Below are 18,794 nucleotides of genomic sequence, written 5' to 3'. Positions count from 1 at the left end.
TGTGTAATCTCTACTCTATAAATGCAATTTCGATAAAAGGTCAATTATGCAACGACATACCCTGCTCGCTACCATGCCGTTATTAAGCGGTGTGCTGCTCACTGCAACGCTTTTTTCTAATGTCACTACGGCCCAAACGCTTAATACCAAAGACATCCAGTCACTTGTTGATTCTGCCGTCAAACCTCTGATGGCCGAATACGGCATTCCCGGTGCTGTGATTGGCATCACCATTGAGGGTAAACAGTATTTTTACCAATATGGCGTCAGTTCTAAAACCACAGGGCAAAGTGTGACAGAACATACCCTGTTCGAGATTGGCTCAATCAGTAAAACCTTTACCGCGACACTGGCGAACTATGCACAAATCGAAGGCAAATTATCACTCACGGATATGACCAGTGATTATGTTCCTGCATTAAAAGGCAGCCATTTTGATAAGATTAGTCTCATCAATCTAGCGACTCACACTGCGGGAGATCTGCCGATGCAAGTGCCCGACAAGGTCACGAATAACGCAGAATTAATGGATTATCTTAAGCATTGGCAACCGTCATTTGCCGCAGGGACGCACAGGAATTACGCCAATCCAAGCATTGGCCTGCTCGGCATGATTGCCGCACAGAGTTTAGATAAAACGTTTCATCAAGCTCTTGAGCAAACGCTATTTCCACAATTGGGTATGGCTAGCAGCTATATTCAGGTTCCGAGCAGCAAAATGGCTGATTATGCCCAAGGCTACAATAAGCAAGACATGCCAGTGCGGGTCAATCCCGGTGTATTAGCCGATGAAGCCTATGGCGTTAAAACCACAGCCACGGATCTGCTACATTTTGTGGAGGCCAATATGCAAATGCACCCGCTAGCTAAGCCACTGCAAACGGCACTCGATGAGACCCATACGGGATACTTTGATGTCGGCATGATGACCCAAGATATGATTTGGGAGCATTACTCCTATCCTATTGATCTTGATAAAATACTTGAGGGTCATACTCAGGAAGTGGTGTTTGGCAGTACGCCAGTTAAACCTATAGTGCCGCCCCTCGCGCCGCAGCAAAATGTGTGGATTAATAAAACCGGCTCAACCGGCGGTTTTGCCGCTTATGCAGCATTTATTCCTGCGCAAAAGCTTGGCATAGTATTGTTAAGCAATAAAAATTATCCCGTTCCGCCACGGGTGACTGTGGGCTATCAGATTTTAACTGGCATAGAGAAATTACAAAAATAGCATCTTGCTGGTAGCGACTATCTAGCATTAAGGGAAATAAGGGGATAGCCCGATTCGCTATCTCCTTTTTTATTTGTTCCTTATCTATATTTTTAGCGTGATTTTTTTAGGGTGGCTTGTATTAGACATCTTATCCACTTGCTTACCTCCAATCTCTTAATAGCCAATATTTTTAAGCAAACTCCCATGTAAGAAAATAGGCAGTGAAGGGTTAATCTGAGTATTAATTCATTTGCAATTATTCGACCTGGTTAACAGATAAATAACCCTACGTAAGTTTAGCTTTACAGCTAAAAATGAAGAGAAAAACTTATGAGTCGCATTAAAAATTATTTCATCAAATCAATATGATTGACACTTGAAGTTACGCTTTTAGGGAGTAAGATGCGCGCAAATACCTTAAGTGACCTTTTTCGGAAATATCATGTCAGGCACGCCTCACTCTCCTATTCATCACGATGTCGCTCCAACGGCGAGTCAGTCTAGTTTACTGTTAATGATTGTCTTTATGGTCGCCTGTGGCCAAATGGCGCAAACGATTTTTGTGCCTGCCCTTCCGCAAATTGCACTCGGGCTCCATGTGGACGCCAGTCAGCTACAAGCAGTGATGGCCTGTTACTTACTCTCCTACGGGATGTTTCAATTTGTGTATGGCCCAGTGTCAGATCGCGTTGGTCGTAAAATGCCACTCGTCGTGGGTATCGCTATTTTCATCATAGGAGCAGTGTTTGCGGCTCAGGCCACAAGCTTTAACCAACTGATTATGGCGAGCCTTATCCAAGGATTAGGCACAGCCAGCGCGGGCGCTTTATGCCGGAGCATTCCCCGCGATCATTACTTTGGCGACCGACTGGTTAAATTTAATAGTTATGTTTCTATGGCCGTAGTGTTTTTACCTTTACTGGCACCATTTATCGGTAGCGCCAGTGCGGCCTACTTCGGCTGGCAAGCCGTGTACTGGGTGTTAGCAGGATTCGGTGCCGTGGTCTGGCTGTTATTGATATTCGCCTTTAAAGAGTCATTACCTAAGGCGCAGCGGGAACATCAAGCCGTTATCGCATCCTATCGGCATGTCCTGCGCCATAGAGCGTTTCGAGCTTACTTGTTTTCTTTGATCGCGACCTTTGCGGGTATTGCGGCGTTTGAAGCCATTGCCGGCGTTCTCTATGGCCAATATCTTGGGCTGACGCCTTTCATGGTCAGTTGTTATTTTGTGGCGCCGATTCCAGGCTATTTATTGGGCGCGCTGATTGCTGGTCGACAAAATAAGCCGCAAAGAGTTATCTATCAAGGTGTTGCGCTGCTTGGCGCTGGCGCCTTATTCATGTTGATCCCGGGGCTTTTCAATTTGGTCGTCGGTTGGAGTTTACTGGTTGGATCGATTTTATTCTTCAGTGGCGCTGGTATGCTGTTCCCTACCCTGACCTCGGCGGCATTAGAGCCATTTCCACGTCAAGCAGGAATTGCGGGGGCATTACTGGGAGGATTACAAAACTTTGGTGCCGGACTTGCCGCATTGACTATGTCTTTAGTGCCTATGGGCGGCCAGTTGAGCATAGGTTTATTAAGCGCTGTCATGGTGGTGTTAGTGATTTTGTCTTTGTATTACGCCAGAGATCAAAATGACACTCACCACAATTTGATGCCACAGATTTAATGTCCTAAATTTAAGATCCTAGATTTAAAACTATAGATTTAAAACCATAGATTTAATGCCGAAAAATTGAAGTCATAGCGTTCTTAGCTTAAGCAAAATCTATTATCGTAATTTAACAAAAAAACCCACATTGATGTGGGCTTTTTTAATCGGTAACAAACTGTACTTAAACAGAAATATTGGCAAATACGTTGTGCTATAGAACCCAGCGTTACAGAATGCGGCGCAGTAAAAAGTCGGCTTTAAGGCGACGAATTCGGGTCATGATCTTCTTCACAGGTGCAGGATAACTCTGCAAGGTATCCACTTGGCTGTAGTGATATAACCGCTGTGTGTGCTCAAGAATATGCGCCTGCTCGGCTTCAAACTGAGCTTTCCAGCAACCAATTTCATCTTGGATCAACAAACCATTCTCAAGATCCAGCGCCCAAGCTCTTGGATTCAGGTTAGAGCCTGTGATCAAATGCTTATTGCCGTCGGCACTGATGCCCTTGAGGTGATAACTGTTGATGCCGTGTTTCCACAGATGGATATTCAGCTGGCCATTATCAATCGCCCACTGTTGGCGTTTAGCAAACTTACGCAATGATTGCTCATACATATAGGGCAAGGCACCTATAGTGGAGAAATCCTGCTCAGGCGGAATATAAAAATCGTTAGCCGTCTTGTCGCCCACCACGATGTCGATGCGTTTGCCATTGCGTAAATGCTTAGCTAAAGCACGCACCAAAATATACGGCGGATTAAAATAGGGCGTGCAGATAAACAGCGAGTCCTTTGACTCTTCCACCAAGGCGACAACCACTTTATTGAGTAAGTTTTTCTTGCGCCCTAGCCCAAGTAACGGCGTGATGCGGTTGCCATCACGGGTTTCCTTAAACTGGTACTCAGCGTCAGACAATCTCAGCTTAAAGCTGCGCATGTCAGTCTTAGGTGGCAGTACTTCTTGCTCAGCATCTTGCGTTAACGAACACACGGCAGGATCGGCAATGATATTTTTCTGGATCATCACACGCATACTGCGGGCTAATTCGGCCGACTCAATCAAGTGATAACGGTCGAAACGATACTTATCATTTTGTTGTAAATAGATATTATTGAGACTGGCACCGCTATAGATCACCGCATCATCGATAATAAAGCCCTTAAGATGCAGCACGCCCATAAATTCACGGGATTTGACGGGTACACCTAAGATATCGATAGGATGTTCGGCTTCAGCCATCACTTTGCGGTACATTAAATAGTTACCGCTATCGCCTTTATGGCCAATCAAGCCGCGTCTTGCGCGGTGAAAATCCACTAATACTTTGACATCAAGCGCTGGATTTGCCGCTTTGGCATCCATCAGGGCTTGTAATACTTCACGGCCAGCTTCGTCATCTTCTAAATACAGCGCCGCAATATAAATACTGTGCTTGGCGCTCGCGATACGAGCGAGTAATTCTGCCTTGAAACGGCATGGCGTGAGCAACCACGTTAAAGCCTCGGGTTGAACGGCTATTCCACCAAGCTTATCTAGCAAGGCATCCTCCTTTAATCATGCTGACCACCCCGATAGGAAGCACTGGGGTTCAGTGATAAAAACATCACAGCAATATGTGTTAACTCTGGATAGGCCTCTGTCACTGCCTGCCTGATCGTTTTTTCTACTTTAAGATGGATATCAGGGTCCTTAGGGAACCAGAGTAACTCAACTTGGACGAAGCGTTGATCAATTTTTCCATTTCTAAAACTGATGCTTGGGATCCAATCTAACGTGAAACTCTCTGCATTACCTTTACATATATCCGCCAATGACTGCAGTAATGTTTGGCTGAACGCTGCAACGACCGCTTGTGGTAAGCCGCGCATACTAATATGTGGCATGGTTTAGTTGTTACCTAAGAACCTAAAATCGTAAGGGGTAGAAATTACCGACTTCACCTCGTCTCGGCAAGACTTTTCTCCCAAAAGCTCTGTTAAAGCTCGCGGTTTTGCTGGTAATTTGACCTCACGCGATGTAATCCTGCCGTAGCGCCACTATTTAGCTAGAAATCATGTCTTTTGGGCAAGGATTACAACCACATTTAAGGGCTGATTTTTTGGTACAACTATCATGTTAAGGGCAATGCAAAAGTGTGAATATTATCGCTTCTATAAACCTGACAGTCCCTGAATTAAATGATGTTTAACGCAAGCTGCCTATACAAACCGTCGCTGGCTTTACTGAATATCTGCAAAAATGTCGGTCAAATCACAAAATAATCTTCAAACCTATTTCGTTTACCCCGAACCCAATGATTTAGCGTAAACTAAAACGCCTATTTGCGATTGAATCAACACGATAAAAGACCAAAACCATGAACAAAAAAATTCTGCTGACGTTAGCGCTGACACTGCTGTTTGCTTGGGGTATTTTCCATTTTAAAGCCCAATTGGGATTACTGATCCTGCCACTGTTTATCGGACTGGTATTGTTTGTTACCCTACGTTTATATCGCTTGATGGAAAAGGATGACGGCAGCAGTGAAGATTAGCCCTGCATTGTTCAACTTTATCCTGAAGGCCCATGATGTTCTTAATAAAAATGGCCAATCGCTAACATGGAAACGTTACTGAAAACCACTCTGTATGCCAGCCTTCTCCTAGCGGCGAGCCACAATCTCGCCCGCGCTGAACACATCGACGCTGGAGCGATACAGTCCCAAACCATTTCGCTCAGCCAAGCGGTCAGCAAAATCAGCCCTCGGCACTCGCAAATTGCGCTACTGGCGATGGACATGTCGAGCAATCAAGTGATCTTTAGTCAACAGGCTGAGACCCTGTTTATTCCCGCCAGCACGCAAAAGCTACTCACTGCTGTGAGCGCCATGGCTCAGCTTGGGCCTGATTTTAGTTATGTCACTGAATTATGGACGGACGCACCAATACGCAAGGGCCATATCGCCGGCAGCGCTTATCTGCGTTTTAGTGGCGATCCGACGTTCACTCAAGCCGATCTCAAGGCCATTTTTGCCAGTCTCGTGAAACAAGGCATTAATCGTATTGATGGACATCTGTATTTGCTCGGCGATAAACAAGAGCAAATGCAAGCCCCTGGTTGGGTGTGGGATGACTTAGGCATTTGTTTTGCCGCGCCTGTGTCGAGTTACATTATCAATCAAAACTGCGTTTATGGTCAGTTCAACCCCAGCACGGCGAATAAGCCTTCACAGGTGAGCCTGCGCACGGGGAGTTATGGGGTAAAAGTCAGCAGCGATGCGGTATTTGATCCCAAGGCGAGTCGCGAATTTTGCCAGCTTGATTTGGTGCGACTAGGCCAAAACAACTATCATCTGCGTGGCTGTTATCCGGGCGGTGAAGCGATTGGACTAGCGATTGCGGTCAGCGATCCGTTCAAATTTGCCCAAGATAACCTCACCTCGCTGCTCAAAGGTGAGATGTCACTGGCGGGTAAAGTTAAGCTCGGCACTAGCTTGCCCAAAAAGGCGAAACTGATTGCCAGCCATAGCTCGGCGCCACTGCCTGAACTGCTCGATACTATGCTGCTCAAGTCGGATAATTTGATTGCTGATAGCCTGTTTAAACAGCTTGGCAAAAGTTATTTCAATGCCCAAGGTAGCTTTACTAATGGCGCGGCAGCCATGCAGCGGATTTTAACGGAGTTAGGTGTCGATCTGAGTAACGCTAACATTGTCGATGGTTCTGGGCTGTCACGCTATAACTTACTCAATGCCCAGCAGTTAGCAGCGGTATTGGCACTCATCCATAAGGACAGTCGCTTTAGCCCGTTAATCACCAGTCTGCCGCAAGCAGGAATAAGCGGTACCTTAAGGTATCGCATGGGCTATAACAAGCCGCCACTTAAACAGCAAATTTTTGCTAAAACAGGCTCGATGCAAGGCGTGTCAAACTTAGCGGGCTTTATCCGTTTGCCTGAACACAGTGACACCCTGTTTGTGGTGCTTGAGAATGGCATGAGTCCCGAGCTTAAACATCAGCATAAACCATCGTTTAATGCCGAGTTTCTCAAGCAATTGATTTCAGTGCTGCAAGTGCCATCCCCCACCACAGCAGCGCTTAGTACCGCAGCTCACTCGGTCCAAGATTAAATACTGCCAAATAGAAATAGCATGATATAAAACAAAAAAGCACTGTGTCATCAGTGCTTTTCTCATTTTTATGTCGTTTCTATTTAAACGAATCTATCAAAGTCTTGTTAAAACAACTCTGCAGGCATCGCCATAGTGGTCGCATCACCGGCTCTGACTTGAGCTATATGGTAATCCGCTTTAGGCAGTAACTTATCAAAATAGAACTTAGCTAAATAGGCTTTCTGCTCGGCGAACGCTTTATCTTCATGGTCCGTGACCTTATCGACCATAGCCAACCAGTAGAAACCATACAGGGTATAACCAAAGGCATCTAAAAAGTCGACCGCGCAAGCATTGATAAGCGCAGGTTGAGCGACTTTGTGCTCATTAATCGACTCAGCGACTATGACTAATGCATCTAAACGTGCGCATACTGCGGCCACTTTCACCGCATCCACGTGAGTAAATGCGCGCATTTGTGCTTTCAAGTCAGCGACAAATTCATTTAATGCGGCAAGATTATCGCCCGTGACTTTACGGCCGAGGAAATCGATGGCTTGAATGCCATTGGTGCCTTCATAAATCTGTGCGATACGGGTATCACGGACTAATTGCTCAATACCCGTTTCACGAATATAACCATGTCCACCAAAAACTTGCTGCGCCATGATCGTCGCATCAAGACCGCGATCGGTTAAAAAGGCTTTAGCGACTGGCGTTAATAAACCCACATAACGCGCCGCTTTGGCTTTAACTTCATCTTGGGCATATTTGGCCAAATCTAGCTGTTGCCCAGTAAACACAGACAAAGCACGGCCTGCTTCTGTCATCGCTCGAATGGTCAACAACATACGGCGCACATCGCCGTGGACGATAATAGGATCTGATTCACTGCCCGTCGGCGAGCCGCCAGCGGCAACACCTTGATTACGCTCTTTAGCATAATCGGCTGCCATCTGATACGCCGCCTGAGCACTGCCCAGCCCTTGAATACCAATCGCTAAACGCTCGTAGTTCATCATAGTGAACATGCACACGAGACCGCGATTAGGTTCACCAATCAAGAAACCTTGGGCATTATCAAAGTTCATCACACAGGTTGCTGAACCTTTAAGGCCCATCTTGTGCTCGATAGAACCCACAGATACACCATTCGCATTAGCTAAGCTGCCATCGGCATTCACCGATATTTTAGGCACTAGGAAGAGTGAAATCCCTTTGCTATCCGGTAGCTTAGCAAGCACTAAGTGGATGACGTTTTCGGTTAAATCATGATCGCCACCCGTGATAAAAATCTTGCTGCCCGTGATGGCATAACTACCATCATCCTGCGGCAAGGCGCGGGTGCGAATATTACGTAGATCAGACCCCGCTTGCGGCTCTGTCATATCCATAGCACCCGCCCATTCGCCGGAATATAACTTAGGCAAATAAGCTTGTTTCAATTCTTCGCTGCCGTGGGCATTGATACATAAAGCCGCCCCCGCAGTTAACGAGCCATAAAGCGTAAACGCATTACAGGCACTGTAAGCCATTTCGTCGACTAAGATCCCCAGCATCTTTGGCATACCCATCCCACCAAATTCCGGATCGCCACACAAACCAATCCAACCGCCCTGCGAATACTGTTCATAAACGGCTTTGTAGCCATCAGGGGTAATCACTTGATTATCTTGATGTAACACGCCCTGCTCATCGCCCGTCCGGTTCAACGGATGGATCAACTGACTGCTGATCTTGGCTGCTTCTTCAAGAATGGCATTGGCCGTGTCAATATCGACCATTTCAGCAATCTCAGGCAATTGTGCCCAAGTGTTAGAGGCATCAAATACCTGTTCCAGTAGGAAACGCATATCCGTTAACGGGGCTTGATAAGGGTTCATTGGTAGACTCTTAAACGTAGGATTAAAACAGTTGTTTTAATTTATACCAGTTCACTGTAGAAAACAATCTCATTACAAATACAGCCGCGAATAATATGGAGGTACGTGAGCAAAGTATAAATTCAACCCATAAAAAAACCCTTAAGCTTGAACTTAAGGGTCTCTATTTTATAAGCTTTACTACAGGATTGTCGCAGCGTTAGCTCACAGGTTTATGGCAATTACCACATTAAATCATCTGGGATCGCATAATCCGCATAGGGATCATCTTCAACCACCACTGCTTTAGATTCATCCTGTTGCCACAGATAACCACACCACTGGGGCACCAGTAGTTTCACTCGCTCGGCTAACTTATGTGGTACCAAGTAACTCTTATCTTCGTAACGCACTATGCCTAATTGCCCTTTGAGCAATTCTGCCTGTAGTTTTTCATCTATGTATAAAGAATAGATTTTATTATCAAGGGTATAGTTAAACTTCACTTCGGCATAAGTTGGGATCTTAATCGCAAACTTAGTGAACTCAGTGATTAAACCACGCACCTGCCCACGCTCTGATGCCTCTGCAAAACGTTGCTCATTTAGCGCTTTATCTTTTTCCGCCTGCAGCCGTTTTTGCTCGGCCACTTCTTGCTTAAAAGCACTTGAGCCATCATCAACTCGTGATTTTTTGTCACGGCGTTTTTGGGTCTTAACGTCGCGAACCTTTTGTTTACTGGCAAGCCCTGCTTTGAGTAGCTGCTCTTGTAATGCATTAGCCATGGATCATTACCTACTTAATTTCTATAAAATCAAAGTTCTCGATTTTGAATATCAAACATCTAAAACCAAACTACATTTTCGCGGCCAGTTCGCCAAGCTCTGTCATCGCAATACTGGCGCCGCCAAGTGACCAACCGCCATCAACCGGCAGCACAACTCCCGTAATATAGGACGCCAATTCAGAGCCTAAGAATAACGCAGCATTAGCAATATCCTGGCCTGCGCCGTTACGTTTTAATGGAACGGATTGAGCAACCTTCTGCTGTAATGCGGCGCTGGGTGCAAGGCGATTAAAACCTTCAGTGTTTGCTATAGGGCCTGGCATAATCGAATTAATTCTCAGCCCTTCACACCCCCACTCTAACGCTAAGGTTCGCGTCAGCATATCCACGCCAGCTTTTGCCGCACACACATGCACTTGCATGGGCATAGCGATCGAAGCCTGCGGCGCCGAAATCTGGATAATATTGCCATTGGGGCGACGCAGCAAAGGATAAGCCTGCTTTAGCACTTGAAAACTGCCGAGCAAATCAATGTCCATTACCGACTTAAAACCATTAGCCGAAAGCTTTGCGGCGCTGGCAGGGAAATTCCCCGCCGCGCCGCTTACCAGCACATCGATAAAACCAAACTCAGAAGCGACTTTATCAAAACCGACTTCAAGGGCGCTAAGATCGCGCACATCAAAACTCACACCTAAATGAATACCGTCAGGATTGGCCTGCTGCAGCTGCAATACCGCAGCATCAACTTTATCTTGGCTGCGACTCGCTACTGCGACATTGGCGCCAGCCTGTGCGAACGCCACTGCAATGGCGAGATTTATCCCACTGGTACCACCAACAACGACAACATTCTTACCTTGATAGTTAAACATCGTAGCATTAAACATGGGCGTTCTCCGTGAACTGTGAGATATGCACTCAGGGTGTGATTAATTATTTTATGCCAATGATTGGTGAATCGCTTGCAATGCCGCTAACGGATCGACGGCTTTGGTGATGGGACGGCCAATCACTAGGTAATCTGAACCCGCTGCTATCGCTTGAGGTGGCGTCATCACCCGGTGTTGATCGCCAGCATCGCTACCAACTGGGCGGATCCCCGGCGTCACGAGCTTGAAATCCTGACCTAACAGCGATTTTAATGCTGTTGCTTCTTGGGCGGAACACACCACGCCGTCGAGTCCTGCTTGCTGGGTCAGCTTAGCTAAACGCTGAACATGTTCAAATGCAGGCACATTGATACCGAGTAATTTAAGATCGTCATCACTCATTGAGGTTAATACCGTTACCGCGATCAACATAGGCGCTTTGTCGCCATAGGGCAGTAAGGCCTTTTTCGCCGCCTCCATCATGGCTAAACCACCACTGGCATGCACGTTTGTCATCCAAACGCCAAGCTCTGCGGCTGCGGCCACAGCTTTAGCGACCGTGTTGGGAATATCGTGAAATTTTAAATCGAGGAATAAATCAAAGCCACGATCATGGATATCTTTCACCAATTGCGGGCCAAACAGGGTAAACATTTCTTTGCCGACTTTAAGGCGACACATGTTGGGATCGAGTTTGTCTATCAGTTGTAAAGCGTGGTTTTTATTATCGTAATCAAGCGCTACGAGGATAGGTTTAGTCGTCATCATCTCTCCAACAGAGTTACACTAACTATAGATATTATCTTATTTACTCGCCGTCTAAGCCTCTGATCCGCTTGATACTGCCCCAATTTTTGCAAGAAGGACAATGCCAGTAAAGCGCATGTGAAGGGAAACCACACTCTTTACAACGGTAGCTCGGTCGGAATTTAATTTGTTGCTCAACGAGCTGCTCTAGCATAGTTAAACTCTGCTTGGCTTGCCCTTCTTCTGCTTGACGCAAATGCATTTGCATCAAGTGCTGAAAACCTTTCATCGTCGGATGGCGGTATAGGGCATCGAGCACCATGGTCTCTGCCGCTTTAATCTCATCCAGACTTATCATGTGCTGCGCTAAGGCAACCACCACAGAAGCACCCGCGCCATCGGCCATAGCCCCTGCGAGTAACTCTTGGAAGCCTTCTTTATCTTGCGTGTCGCGATAAACTTGTTTGGCCGTGGGGATTGCATCGGCAAAAAGCTCGATATCGGCTTTTTTCAGTTGCAGCAGCATTTGCTTGCACTGAGCATAATCTTGAATATCGAGGAATTTTTTCGCTAAGGTCAATAACGCACGACCGCATTGGGGATCTTGCTTTAGCGCCTGTTGCAGCAGTTTAATCTTCTGTGCATCGTCGCTGGCTTCATCGGCTAACTGGCAATAGAAATGCGCCGTTAACGGCTTTAAGACTTGCTGACGTTTACGACTCAAACGCTTAGTGATATCAATGGCTTTTTGCCACTCTTTAATCACTTGATAGATAGCAATGAGCTGAGTTTCTGACTCTTCACTGTGATCGTCTTGGCTAACCAAGTTGATAAAGATTTCTTCGGCCCTATCGTAAAAACCCGCGGCCAGATAATCTTTACCCAGCTCCATCATAGCGATGTCACGTTGTTCATTGGCTAAGTTTGGACGGGCAATTAAATTCTGATGGATACGAATGGAGCGGTCGACCTCGCCTCGCTTACGAAAAAGCGAACCGAGTGACAGATGGGTATCTATGGTTTCATCGTCAACATCTAGCATACTGATAAACAAATCAACGGCTTTATCCGATTCGTTCGACAGTAAGAAATTGAGGCCAGTAAAATAATCCCGGCTCAATTGTTTACGTTGATTGCTTTGATTCTGCCTTATGCTCCGTCGCCCCATATACCAACCGTAGGCGGCAGCAATGGGAAGCAACAGAAAGAGTATCTCAAGCATATTAGGCGTCTACATCCTGAGGGGCTTTAGCCATCACTTGGTTTAGTTTCTTTCTCGTTGTCGCTAAGCTCAATTTCAAGCGCACGATATAGTAGCTTGCAACTAACCAGCTCAAGATGAAACCAGCAAAAAAGACGATCGCTAGCACAACAGGTAAACGATATTCACCCTGTGCGACAAAATAGCTGATGGTCACCACTTGTTCGTTACGCGCGCCAAAGATCAACGCCAGAATAAATAACAGTGCCACAAGCACAGTTGCTACAAATGATTTCACGCTGCACTCCCTAAACGCGTTTCAATTTAATGATTATCCAAGAAATTCACTGAGCTGACCAGCATTGCCTTGCAATAGATACAAAAAAGCCTCCTAACGGAGGCTTTTTACTATGCGGTCAATCACACATTAACGGCGTCAACACGCTCGCGCAGTTCTTTGCCTGGCTTAAAGTGCGGGACGTATTTACCTTCCAAATCAACTGATGAACCAGTCTTTGGATTACGGCCAGTCCGCGGTGCACGATAGTGAAGCGAGAAACTACCAAAGCCACGGATCTCAATACGATCACCGCTTTCTAATGTTGTTGCCATTTGCTCCAACATTTCTTTGATTGCGCCTTCAACCTCTTTCGCCGACAGCTGCGACTGCCTGGTGGCGAGTTTTTCGATAAGTTCAGATTTCGTCATCCTAGCTATCCCCTATTATCAAGCCAAACACAGTCGCCTAATGGGGAGAGAAGTCTCCCCAAACAACAGGCGATTATTTACGAGCTGCTTTAAACGCTTCAGCCATTGCATTGCTAATAACAGCGTCATCTTGTTTGTTCAGAGTCGCCATTACTTCTTTCTCTTCAGCTTCGTCTTTCGCTTTGATTGACAGGCTGATAGAGCGGTTCTTACGGTCAACACCCATGAACTTAGCTTCGATTGCATCACCTACATTATAGACAGTAGATGCATCTTCGATACGCTCACGTGAAATGTCAGCTACACGGATGTAACCTTCAACAGTGTCAGCCAGTTCAACAGTCACACCTTTAGCATCAACAGCAGAAACAGTACCGTTTACGATAGTACCTTTCTTCTTGTCAGCCAAGTATGCGTTGAATGGATCATCTTCAGTTTGCTTAACACCTAAGCTGATGCGCTCACGCTCTGGATCTACAGACAGAACCACTGCATGGATTTCATCGCCTTTCTTGTATTCAGAAACTGCGTCTTCGCCAGTACCGTTCCAAGAAATGTCAGACAGGTGAACTAGACCATCGATACCGCCGTCAAGACCGATAAAGATACCGAAGTCAGTGATTGACTTGATCTTACCAGAAACCTTGTCGCCTTTGTTGTAACGAGTTGCGAAGTCATCCCATGGATTGGTCTTACATTGTTTCAGACCAAGAGAAATACGACGACGCTCTTCATCGATGTCCAGAACCAGAACTTCAACTTCATCACCTAAGTTAACAACTTTAGATGGGTGAATGTTCTTGTTAGTCCAATCCATTTCAGAAACGTGAACCAGACCTTCAACGCCTTCTTCGATTTCTACGAAGCAACCGTAGTCAGTTAGGTTAGTAACGCGACCAGTTAAACGTGTGTTTTCTGGGTAGCGTTTGCTGATTTCTAACCATGGATCTTCGCCAAGTTGTTTCAGACCTAGAGACACACGAGTGCGCTCACGATCGTACTTCAGTACTTTAACGTTGATTTCATCGCCAACATTGACGATTTCTGATGGATGTTTAACACGTTTCCACGCCATATCTGTGATATGTAGCAGACCGTCAACACCACCTAAATCTACGAATGCACCGTAGTCAGTCAGGTTCTTAACGATACCCTTAACTGCTTGACCTTCTTGCAAGTTTTCTAACAGTGCATCACGCTCAGCGCTGCTTTCTGATTCGATAACTGCACGACGAGAAACAACAACGTTGTTACGCTTCTGGTCTAGCTTGATAACTTTGAATTCTAATTCTTTGTACTCTAAGTGAGCGGTGTCGCGAACTGGGCGCACGTCAACTAGAGAACCTGGTAAGAAGGCACGGATACCGTTTAATTCAACAGTGAAACCGCCTTTAACTTTACCATTGATGATACCGATTACAGTTTCAGCATCTTCATAAGCTTTTTCCAGAACGATCCAAGCTTCATGACGTTTTGCTTTTTCGCGAGACAGTTGAGTCTCACCGAAGCCGTCTTCAACAGAGTCAAGAGCTACGTCAACTTCATCACCAACAGCGATTTCTAAAACACCTTGAGCGTTTTTGAATTGTTCAGCTGGGATTGGGCTTTCAGACTTCAGACCCGCGTCAACCAGTACCATACCGTTTTTGATTGATACAACAGTACCACGAACGATAGAACCTGGACGGAATTCCAGAGTTTGAAGGGATTGTTCAAATAGATCAGCAAAAGATTCAGTCATGTTTAGGTTACTTTCTTTATTAAACCACTGTCCGTCCTAGACGTGGAGTCAGTCAAATTATCCGTATCATCCTTAATACGAATACCTATCCGGTGGGCTAACTTAGTTAGTGTCGGATAATTTTTGATTGATAAAGTTAAGCGCAAGCGCTAACACTTCATCAATACCCTTTCCGCTTGTATCGATAATGAGCGCGTCCTCGGCGGGGACTAAAGGAGCCACCGGACGATTCATATCGCGGTCATCACGTTCGATAATTTCACTTAAAAGGCGCTCGATATTAACATCGAAGCCCTTGTCCTGCAACTGATTATAGCGTCTTTGGGCACGCTCTTCAGCTGAGGCGGTTAAATATAATTTTGCCGGCGCACTTGGGAAAACCACGGTTCCCATGTCGCGACCATCGGCAATTAATCCTGGCGCCGTTTTAAAGGCCCGTTGACGACGTAATAAGGCTTCTCTCACCCGTGGAAACGCGGCGACTTTCGAAGCGGCATTCGAGCACTCTTGAGTGCGAATGTCGGTGGTGACGTCTTCACCTTCCAATATCACTTGAACCGGATCGGTATCATTGCCTGTTAAAAACTTCACATCGAGATGTGCCGCTAACAGCGTGATCGATTCTTCATTTTCCAGTTCAACGTTATGATGAATTGCTGCGAGCGCAAGAACTCGGTAAATAGCACCACTATCAAGTAGTTGCCAACCTAGATGCTGAGCCAATAATTGACTAATTGTACCTTTGCCAGCACCACTTGGGCCGTCGATTGTGACTACAGGAGCCCGTTCAGACATACATTCCTCCGCAAAAAATAACCATCATCCGTGAGTTCATCAAGTGAGCCCCCGAAAATGAGCGCGCAGCATTGTACAACAAAAGACAAACAAAATCCGTGGATTTTTTATGAAGATTAGCAGCCGCGCAAATACGGCTGACTATTCTTGACATCGCTTGTTGTTATAATAACGAAGCAGATTGGCTTAGCCTTGCAGACTCGCAAACTGCTTAAAGTAGTCTGGGAATGTTTTAGAAGTGCAATCAGGGTCATTGATGGTAATACCGCAATCAGCAAAGGCCAGCATCGAAAAGCACATAGCCATGCGGTGATCATTGTAGGTATCAATTTCGGCGGTGTTAATCACAGCAGGTGGGGTGATTTTAATGTAATCGTTCCCCTCTTCCACCTCGGCGCCGACTTTACGTAATTCCGTCGCCATAGCCGCTAAACGGTCGGTTTCTTTAATACGCCAGTTATAGATATTGCGAATAACCGTTGTGCCTTTAGCAAATAAGGCTGCGGTTGCAATGGTCATGGCCGCATCGGGAATGTGGTTCATGTCTAAATCAACGGCCGTTAATTGAGATCCTCGCGCGATAATATAGTCATCGCCCCACTCGATATCTGCGCCCATTTTTTCAAGCACATCGGCAAATTTCACATCGCCTTGAATACTCAAACGTCCCACACCTGTGACTTTGACTTCACCGCCCTTAATCGCTCCTGCGGCGAGGAAATACGATGCCGATGACGCATCACCTTCGACCAGCACTTTACCCGGCGACACGTACTGCTGACCGGCAAGGATCTCAAATCGGGCATAGTCATGGTTGATGACAGTTACGCCAAATTGAGCCATCAGGGCCAGTGTAATATCAATATACGGCTTAGAAACTAACTCGCCTTTGACATGGATATTCACGCTGCCCTTTGCAAGCGGCGCCACCATCAATAGGGCGGTTAAAAATTGGCTTGATAAGTCACCCGCAATCTCAACATCGCCGCCATTAAGACCCGTCGCATTAATCGTCAGCGGGGGGAAACCGTCATTTTTAAGGTAAACGACATTGGCACCGAGTTGCCTTAAGGCATCGACTAAATCGCCAATCGGACGCTCTTCCATACGTGGTTCGCCCGTGAGAGTAAATTCACCTTGGCCTAAGGTTAAGGCGGCGCATAAGGGGCGCATTGCGGTGCCTGCATTACCTAAAAATAATTCCTGCGCAGATTCAGAGGAGATCACACCGCCTAAGCCATCGAGTTCACACACAGTATTGTTTTGCGATAAACGGTAGTTCACCCCTAACTGCTTGAGGGAGGCCAGCATGTGGCGAATATCATCTGAGTCGAGCAGATTGGTGAGCGTGGTCGTGCCTTGGGCTAAGGTGGCCAATAGTAAGGCACGATTTGAAATACTTTTTGAGCCCGGAATATTGATCTCACCGCGGACTTGCACAACAGGTTCAAGACGTAATTGCTTCATGAATAAATCTTCTTTCTCTATAGGGCGTCATCATCACGATCACGCGGACTGAATACGCAAAATGGCAACTTCACGCTACACAGCGTCAAGTTAAGATTACAAATAAAAGGAGATTGGGGCCTTGTTGGTGCTTCGTCGTTATAAAATTACCGATTGTCGCTAAGGATTCAACCGTTTTTTCGAGAAAAATGGCTTTTTGGTCGGATTATTTACTGAGAAGAGTGTAAAAATAACAAAAACGCAAAATTTAAGCGGTTAATTTATGATTTGGCCGTATTTTTGGCAGGCTTTTTTGCCAAGTTAACTGGCGTGTTATCACAGTTTTCACTTTAAATACGTTACCTTTCCGCGCTATTCTAAGCTCCAAACGATAAATAACGCATATCTGATACAAACAATCACGTTTGCACTATAACCAGAAAGGTAGATGGAGCTATGTTTAACTCACTCATCGCAATGCCAGCAGATCCGATCCTTGGCTTGTTGACTCAGTACCGCGAAGACACCCACCCACAAAAAGTGGATTTAGGTGTGGGCGTTTATAAAGACCCTACAGGCGTGACCCCGATCCTCAGCTGCGTGAAAAAAGCCGAGAAATTCCGTCTCGATACCGAAACCACCAAAGTGTATATCGGCCCAACAGGCTCGCCACAATTCAACACTTTAATGACAGAATTAGCCTTCGGTGCTGACCACAGTGCCATTATCGCTAACCGTATCCGCACTGTTTCAACACCCGGTGGTACTGGCGCACTGCGCGTGGCTGGAGATTTTATCAAACGCTGCAACCCGAATGCGGTGTTATGGGTAAGCGACCCAACGTGGGCAAACCACATCGGTTTATTCGAAGCGGCTGGCATTACCGTTAAAACCTATCCGTATTATGACTACGATAGTAAATCATTGAAATTTGATGAGATGCTTGCTGCATTATCGCAAGTCAGCCCTGATGATGTGGTGTTATTCCACGCCTGTTGCCATAACCCAAGCGGAATGGATTTAACTACAGAACAATGGGATAAAGTGGTTGCCCTGACAAAAGAGCAAGGCTTTACGCCACTGATTGACATGGCCTACCAAGGTTTTGGTGATGGCGTTGATATTGATGCCTATGGCGTGCGTCAAATGGCGGCAGCGGTCGATAATATGATCCTTTGCAGCTCATGCTCGAAAAACTTCGGTCTGTACCGTGAGCGTATCGGTTCGTGTTCTGTGATTGCCAAAGATGCCCATACCGCCAATGTCGCGCAATCTGTGCTGCTTTATGTGGTTCGCTGCCTCTACTCTATGCCGCCTGCCCACGGCGCCGCGATTGTTGAGACAATTTTAGGATCGGCGGAGTTAAAACAAGAATGGCTTGATGAGCTGAAAGTGATGCGTGATCGCATTAACGGCAACCGCGCCATTTTAGTGGATAAACTTAAAGCCAATGGCGTAGACCGTGACTTTAGCTTTATCGCCCGCCAAAAAGGTATGTTCTCCTTCCTAGGGGTAGCTCCAGAGCAAGTGGCGCGCCTGCAAAAAGAATTCAGCATTTATATGGTGGGTTCAAGCCGCATCAGTATTGCTGGGATCAGTGAAGATAACGTCGATTACTTAGCCCAATCGATCGCCAAAGTGCTTTAAGCACGACAGAGTTTATCTGCACAG

Annotated in this window: 16 protein-coding genes and 1 pseudogene; 5 read left to right on the top strand and 12 right to left on the bottom strand. The window is 46.2% G+C overall.

Going from position 1 to position 18,794, the window contains the following annotated elements; translation table 11 throughout:
- The first annotated feature begins 46 nt into the window (after positions 1-46).
- Positions 47-1,231, top strand: coding sequence for a class C beta-lactamase (gene ampC / locus Q4Q52_RS04765; RefSeq protein ID WP_311989965.1), 1,185 nt, complete (start codon positions 47-49; stop codon positions 1,229-1,231).
- Between the two features lie 424 nt (positions 1,232-1,655).
- Positions 1,656-2,888 (top strand): multidrug efflux MFS transporter EmrD, encoded by a 1,233-nt coding sequence (gene emrD, locus Q4Q52_RS04760; RefSeq protein WP_311989964.1) that lies wholly within the window; start codon positions 1,656-1,658, stop codon positions 2,886-2,888.
- A gap of 211 nt (positions 2,889-3,099) precedes the next feature.
- Here emrD and pssA read toward each other — a convergent pair whose 3' ends face one another.
- Both pssA and Q4Q52_RS04750 read right to left on the bottom strand, forming a co-directional pair.
- Positions 3,100-4,413: a CDP-diacylglycerol--serine O-phosphatidyltransferase gene (gene pssA, locus Q4Q52_RS04755; protein ID WP_311989963.1), complete on the bottom strand. Its 1,314-nt coding sequence runs from the start codon at positions 4,411-4,413 to the stop codon at positions 3,100-3,102.
- Between the two features lie 11 nt (positions 4,414-4,424).
- Entirely contained in the window at positions 4,425-4,757 is a 333-nt protein-coding gene (locus tag Q4Q52_RS04750; protein ID WP_311989962.1) for a DUF1904 domain-containing protein, read from the bottom strand.
- 473 nt (positions 4,758-5,230) lie between these two features.
- Between Q4Q52_RS04750 and Q4Q52_RS04745 the strand changes: the two genes are divergently transcribed.
- Positions 5,231-5,407: a hypothetical protein gene (locus Q4Q52_RS04745; RefSeq protein WP_006086754.1), complete on the top strand. Its 177-nt coding sequence runs from the start codon at positions 5,231-5,233 to the stop codon at positions 5,405-5,407.
- A 66-nt stretch (positions 5,408-5,473) separates the two neighbouring features.
- Complete coding sequence (dacB, locus tag Q4Q52_RS04740) at positions 5,474-6,982, top strand: D-alanyl-D-alanine carboxypeptidase/D-alanyl-D-alanine-endopeptidase (RefSeq protein ID WP_311989961.1); 1,509 nt, start codon at positions 5,474-5,476, stop codon at positions 6,980-6,982.
- Between the two features lie 107 nt (positions 6,983-7,089).
- Here dacB and Q4Q52_RS04735 read toward each other — a convergent pair whose 3' ends face one another.
- The 10 genes and pseudogenes from Q4Q52_RS04735 to aroA all read right to left on the bottom strand — a co-directional run bounded on the left by Q4Q52_RS04735 (position 7,090) and on the right by aroA (position 17,144).
- Positions 7,090-8,847: an acyl-CoA dehydrogenase family protein gene (locus tag Q4Q52_RS04735; protein WP_311989960.1), complete on the bottom strand. Its 1,758-nt coding sequence runs from the start codon at positions 8,845-8,847 to the stop codon at positions 7,090-7,092.
- 221 nt (positions 8,848-9,068) lie between these two features.
- A complete protein-coding gene (locus Q4Q52_RS04730; RefSeq protein ID WP_106650569.1) occupies positions 9,069-9,611 on the bottom strand; it encodes a DUF2058 domain-containing protein in 543 nt (180 codons plus the stop codon).
- A 70-nt stretch (positions 9,612-9,681) separates the two neighbouring features.
- Positions 9,682-10,503: an SDR family oxidoreductase gene (locus Q4Q52_RS04725; protein WP_006081714.1), complete on the bottom strand. Its 822-nt coding sequence runs from the start codon at positions 10,501-10,503 to the stop codon at positions 9,682-9,684.
- Between the two features lie 51 nt (positions 10,504-10,554).
- On the bottom strand, positions 10,555-11,250 hold the full coding sequence (pyrF, locus tag Q4Q52_RS04720; RefSeq protein ID WP_311989959.1) for an orotidine-5'-phosphate decarboxylase: 696 nt from the start codon (positions 11,248-11,250) through the stop codon (positions 10,555-10,557).
- Positions 11,251-11,293: 43 nt separating this feature from the next.
- Positions 11,294-12,454 (bottom strand): lipopolysaccharide assembly protein LapB, encoded by a 1,161-nt coding sequence (lapB, locus tag Q4Q52_RS04715; RefSeq protein WP_006081716.1) that lies wholly within the window; start codon positions 12,452-12,454, stop codon positions 11,294-11,296.
- A gap of 1 nt (position 12,455) precedes the next feature.
- Positions 12,456-12,731 (bottom strand): LapA family protein, encoded by a 276-nt coding sequence (locus tag Q4Q52_RS04710; RefSeq protein WP_006081717.1) that lies wholly within the window; start codon positions 12,729-12,731, stop codon positions 12,456-12,458.
- Positions 12,732-12,853: 122 nt separating this feature from the next.
- Complete coding sequence (gene ihfB, locus Q4Q52_RS04705; RefSeq protein ID WP_006081718.1) at positions 12,854-13,141, bottom strand: integration host factor subunit beta; 288 nt, start codon at positions 13,139-13,141, stop codon at positions 12,854-12,856.
- 73 nt (positions 13,142-13,214) lie between these two features.
- Positions 13,215-14,885, bottom strand: a pseudogene (gene rpsA / locus Q4Q52_RS04700) (30S ribosomal protein S1); the annotation flags it as partial.
- Between the two features lie 99 nt (positions 14,886-14,984).
- Positions 14,985-15,677, bottom strand: coding sequence for a (d)CMP kinase (gene cmk, locus Q4Q52_RS04695; protein WP_006081720.1), 693 nt, complete (start codon positions 15,675-15,677; stop codon positions 14,985-14,987).
- Positions 15,678-15,863: 186 nt separating this feature from the next.
- Positions 15,864-17,144, bottom strand: a complete 1,281-nt coding sequence (gene aroA / locus Q4Q52_RS04690; RefSeq protein ID WP_259561485.1) for a 3-phosphoshikimate 1-carboxyvinyltransferase — start codon at positions 17,142-17,144, stop codon at positions 15,864-15,866.
- A 435-nt stretch (positions 17,145-17,579) separates the two neighbouring features.
- Between aroA and Q4Q52_RS04685 the strand changes: the two genes are divergently transcribed.
- Positions 17,580-18,770, top strand: a complete 1,191-nt coding sequence (locus Q4Q52_RS04685) for an amino acid aminotransferase (protein WP_311989958.1) — start codon at positions 17,580-17,582, stop codon at positions 18,768-18,770.
- The last annotated feature ends 24 nt before the right edge of the window (positions 18,771-18,794 follow it).

Origin of the sequence: Shewanella sp. SP1S2-4 (genome assembly GCF_031932075.1) — a bacterium.
GTDB lineage: Bacteria > Pseudomonadota > Gammaproteobacteria > Enterobacterales > Shewanellaceae > Shewanella > Shewanella baltica.
Note: the sequence above shows the minus strand (reverse complement) of the source record. Positions and strands in the feature narration are given on the sequence as shown.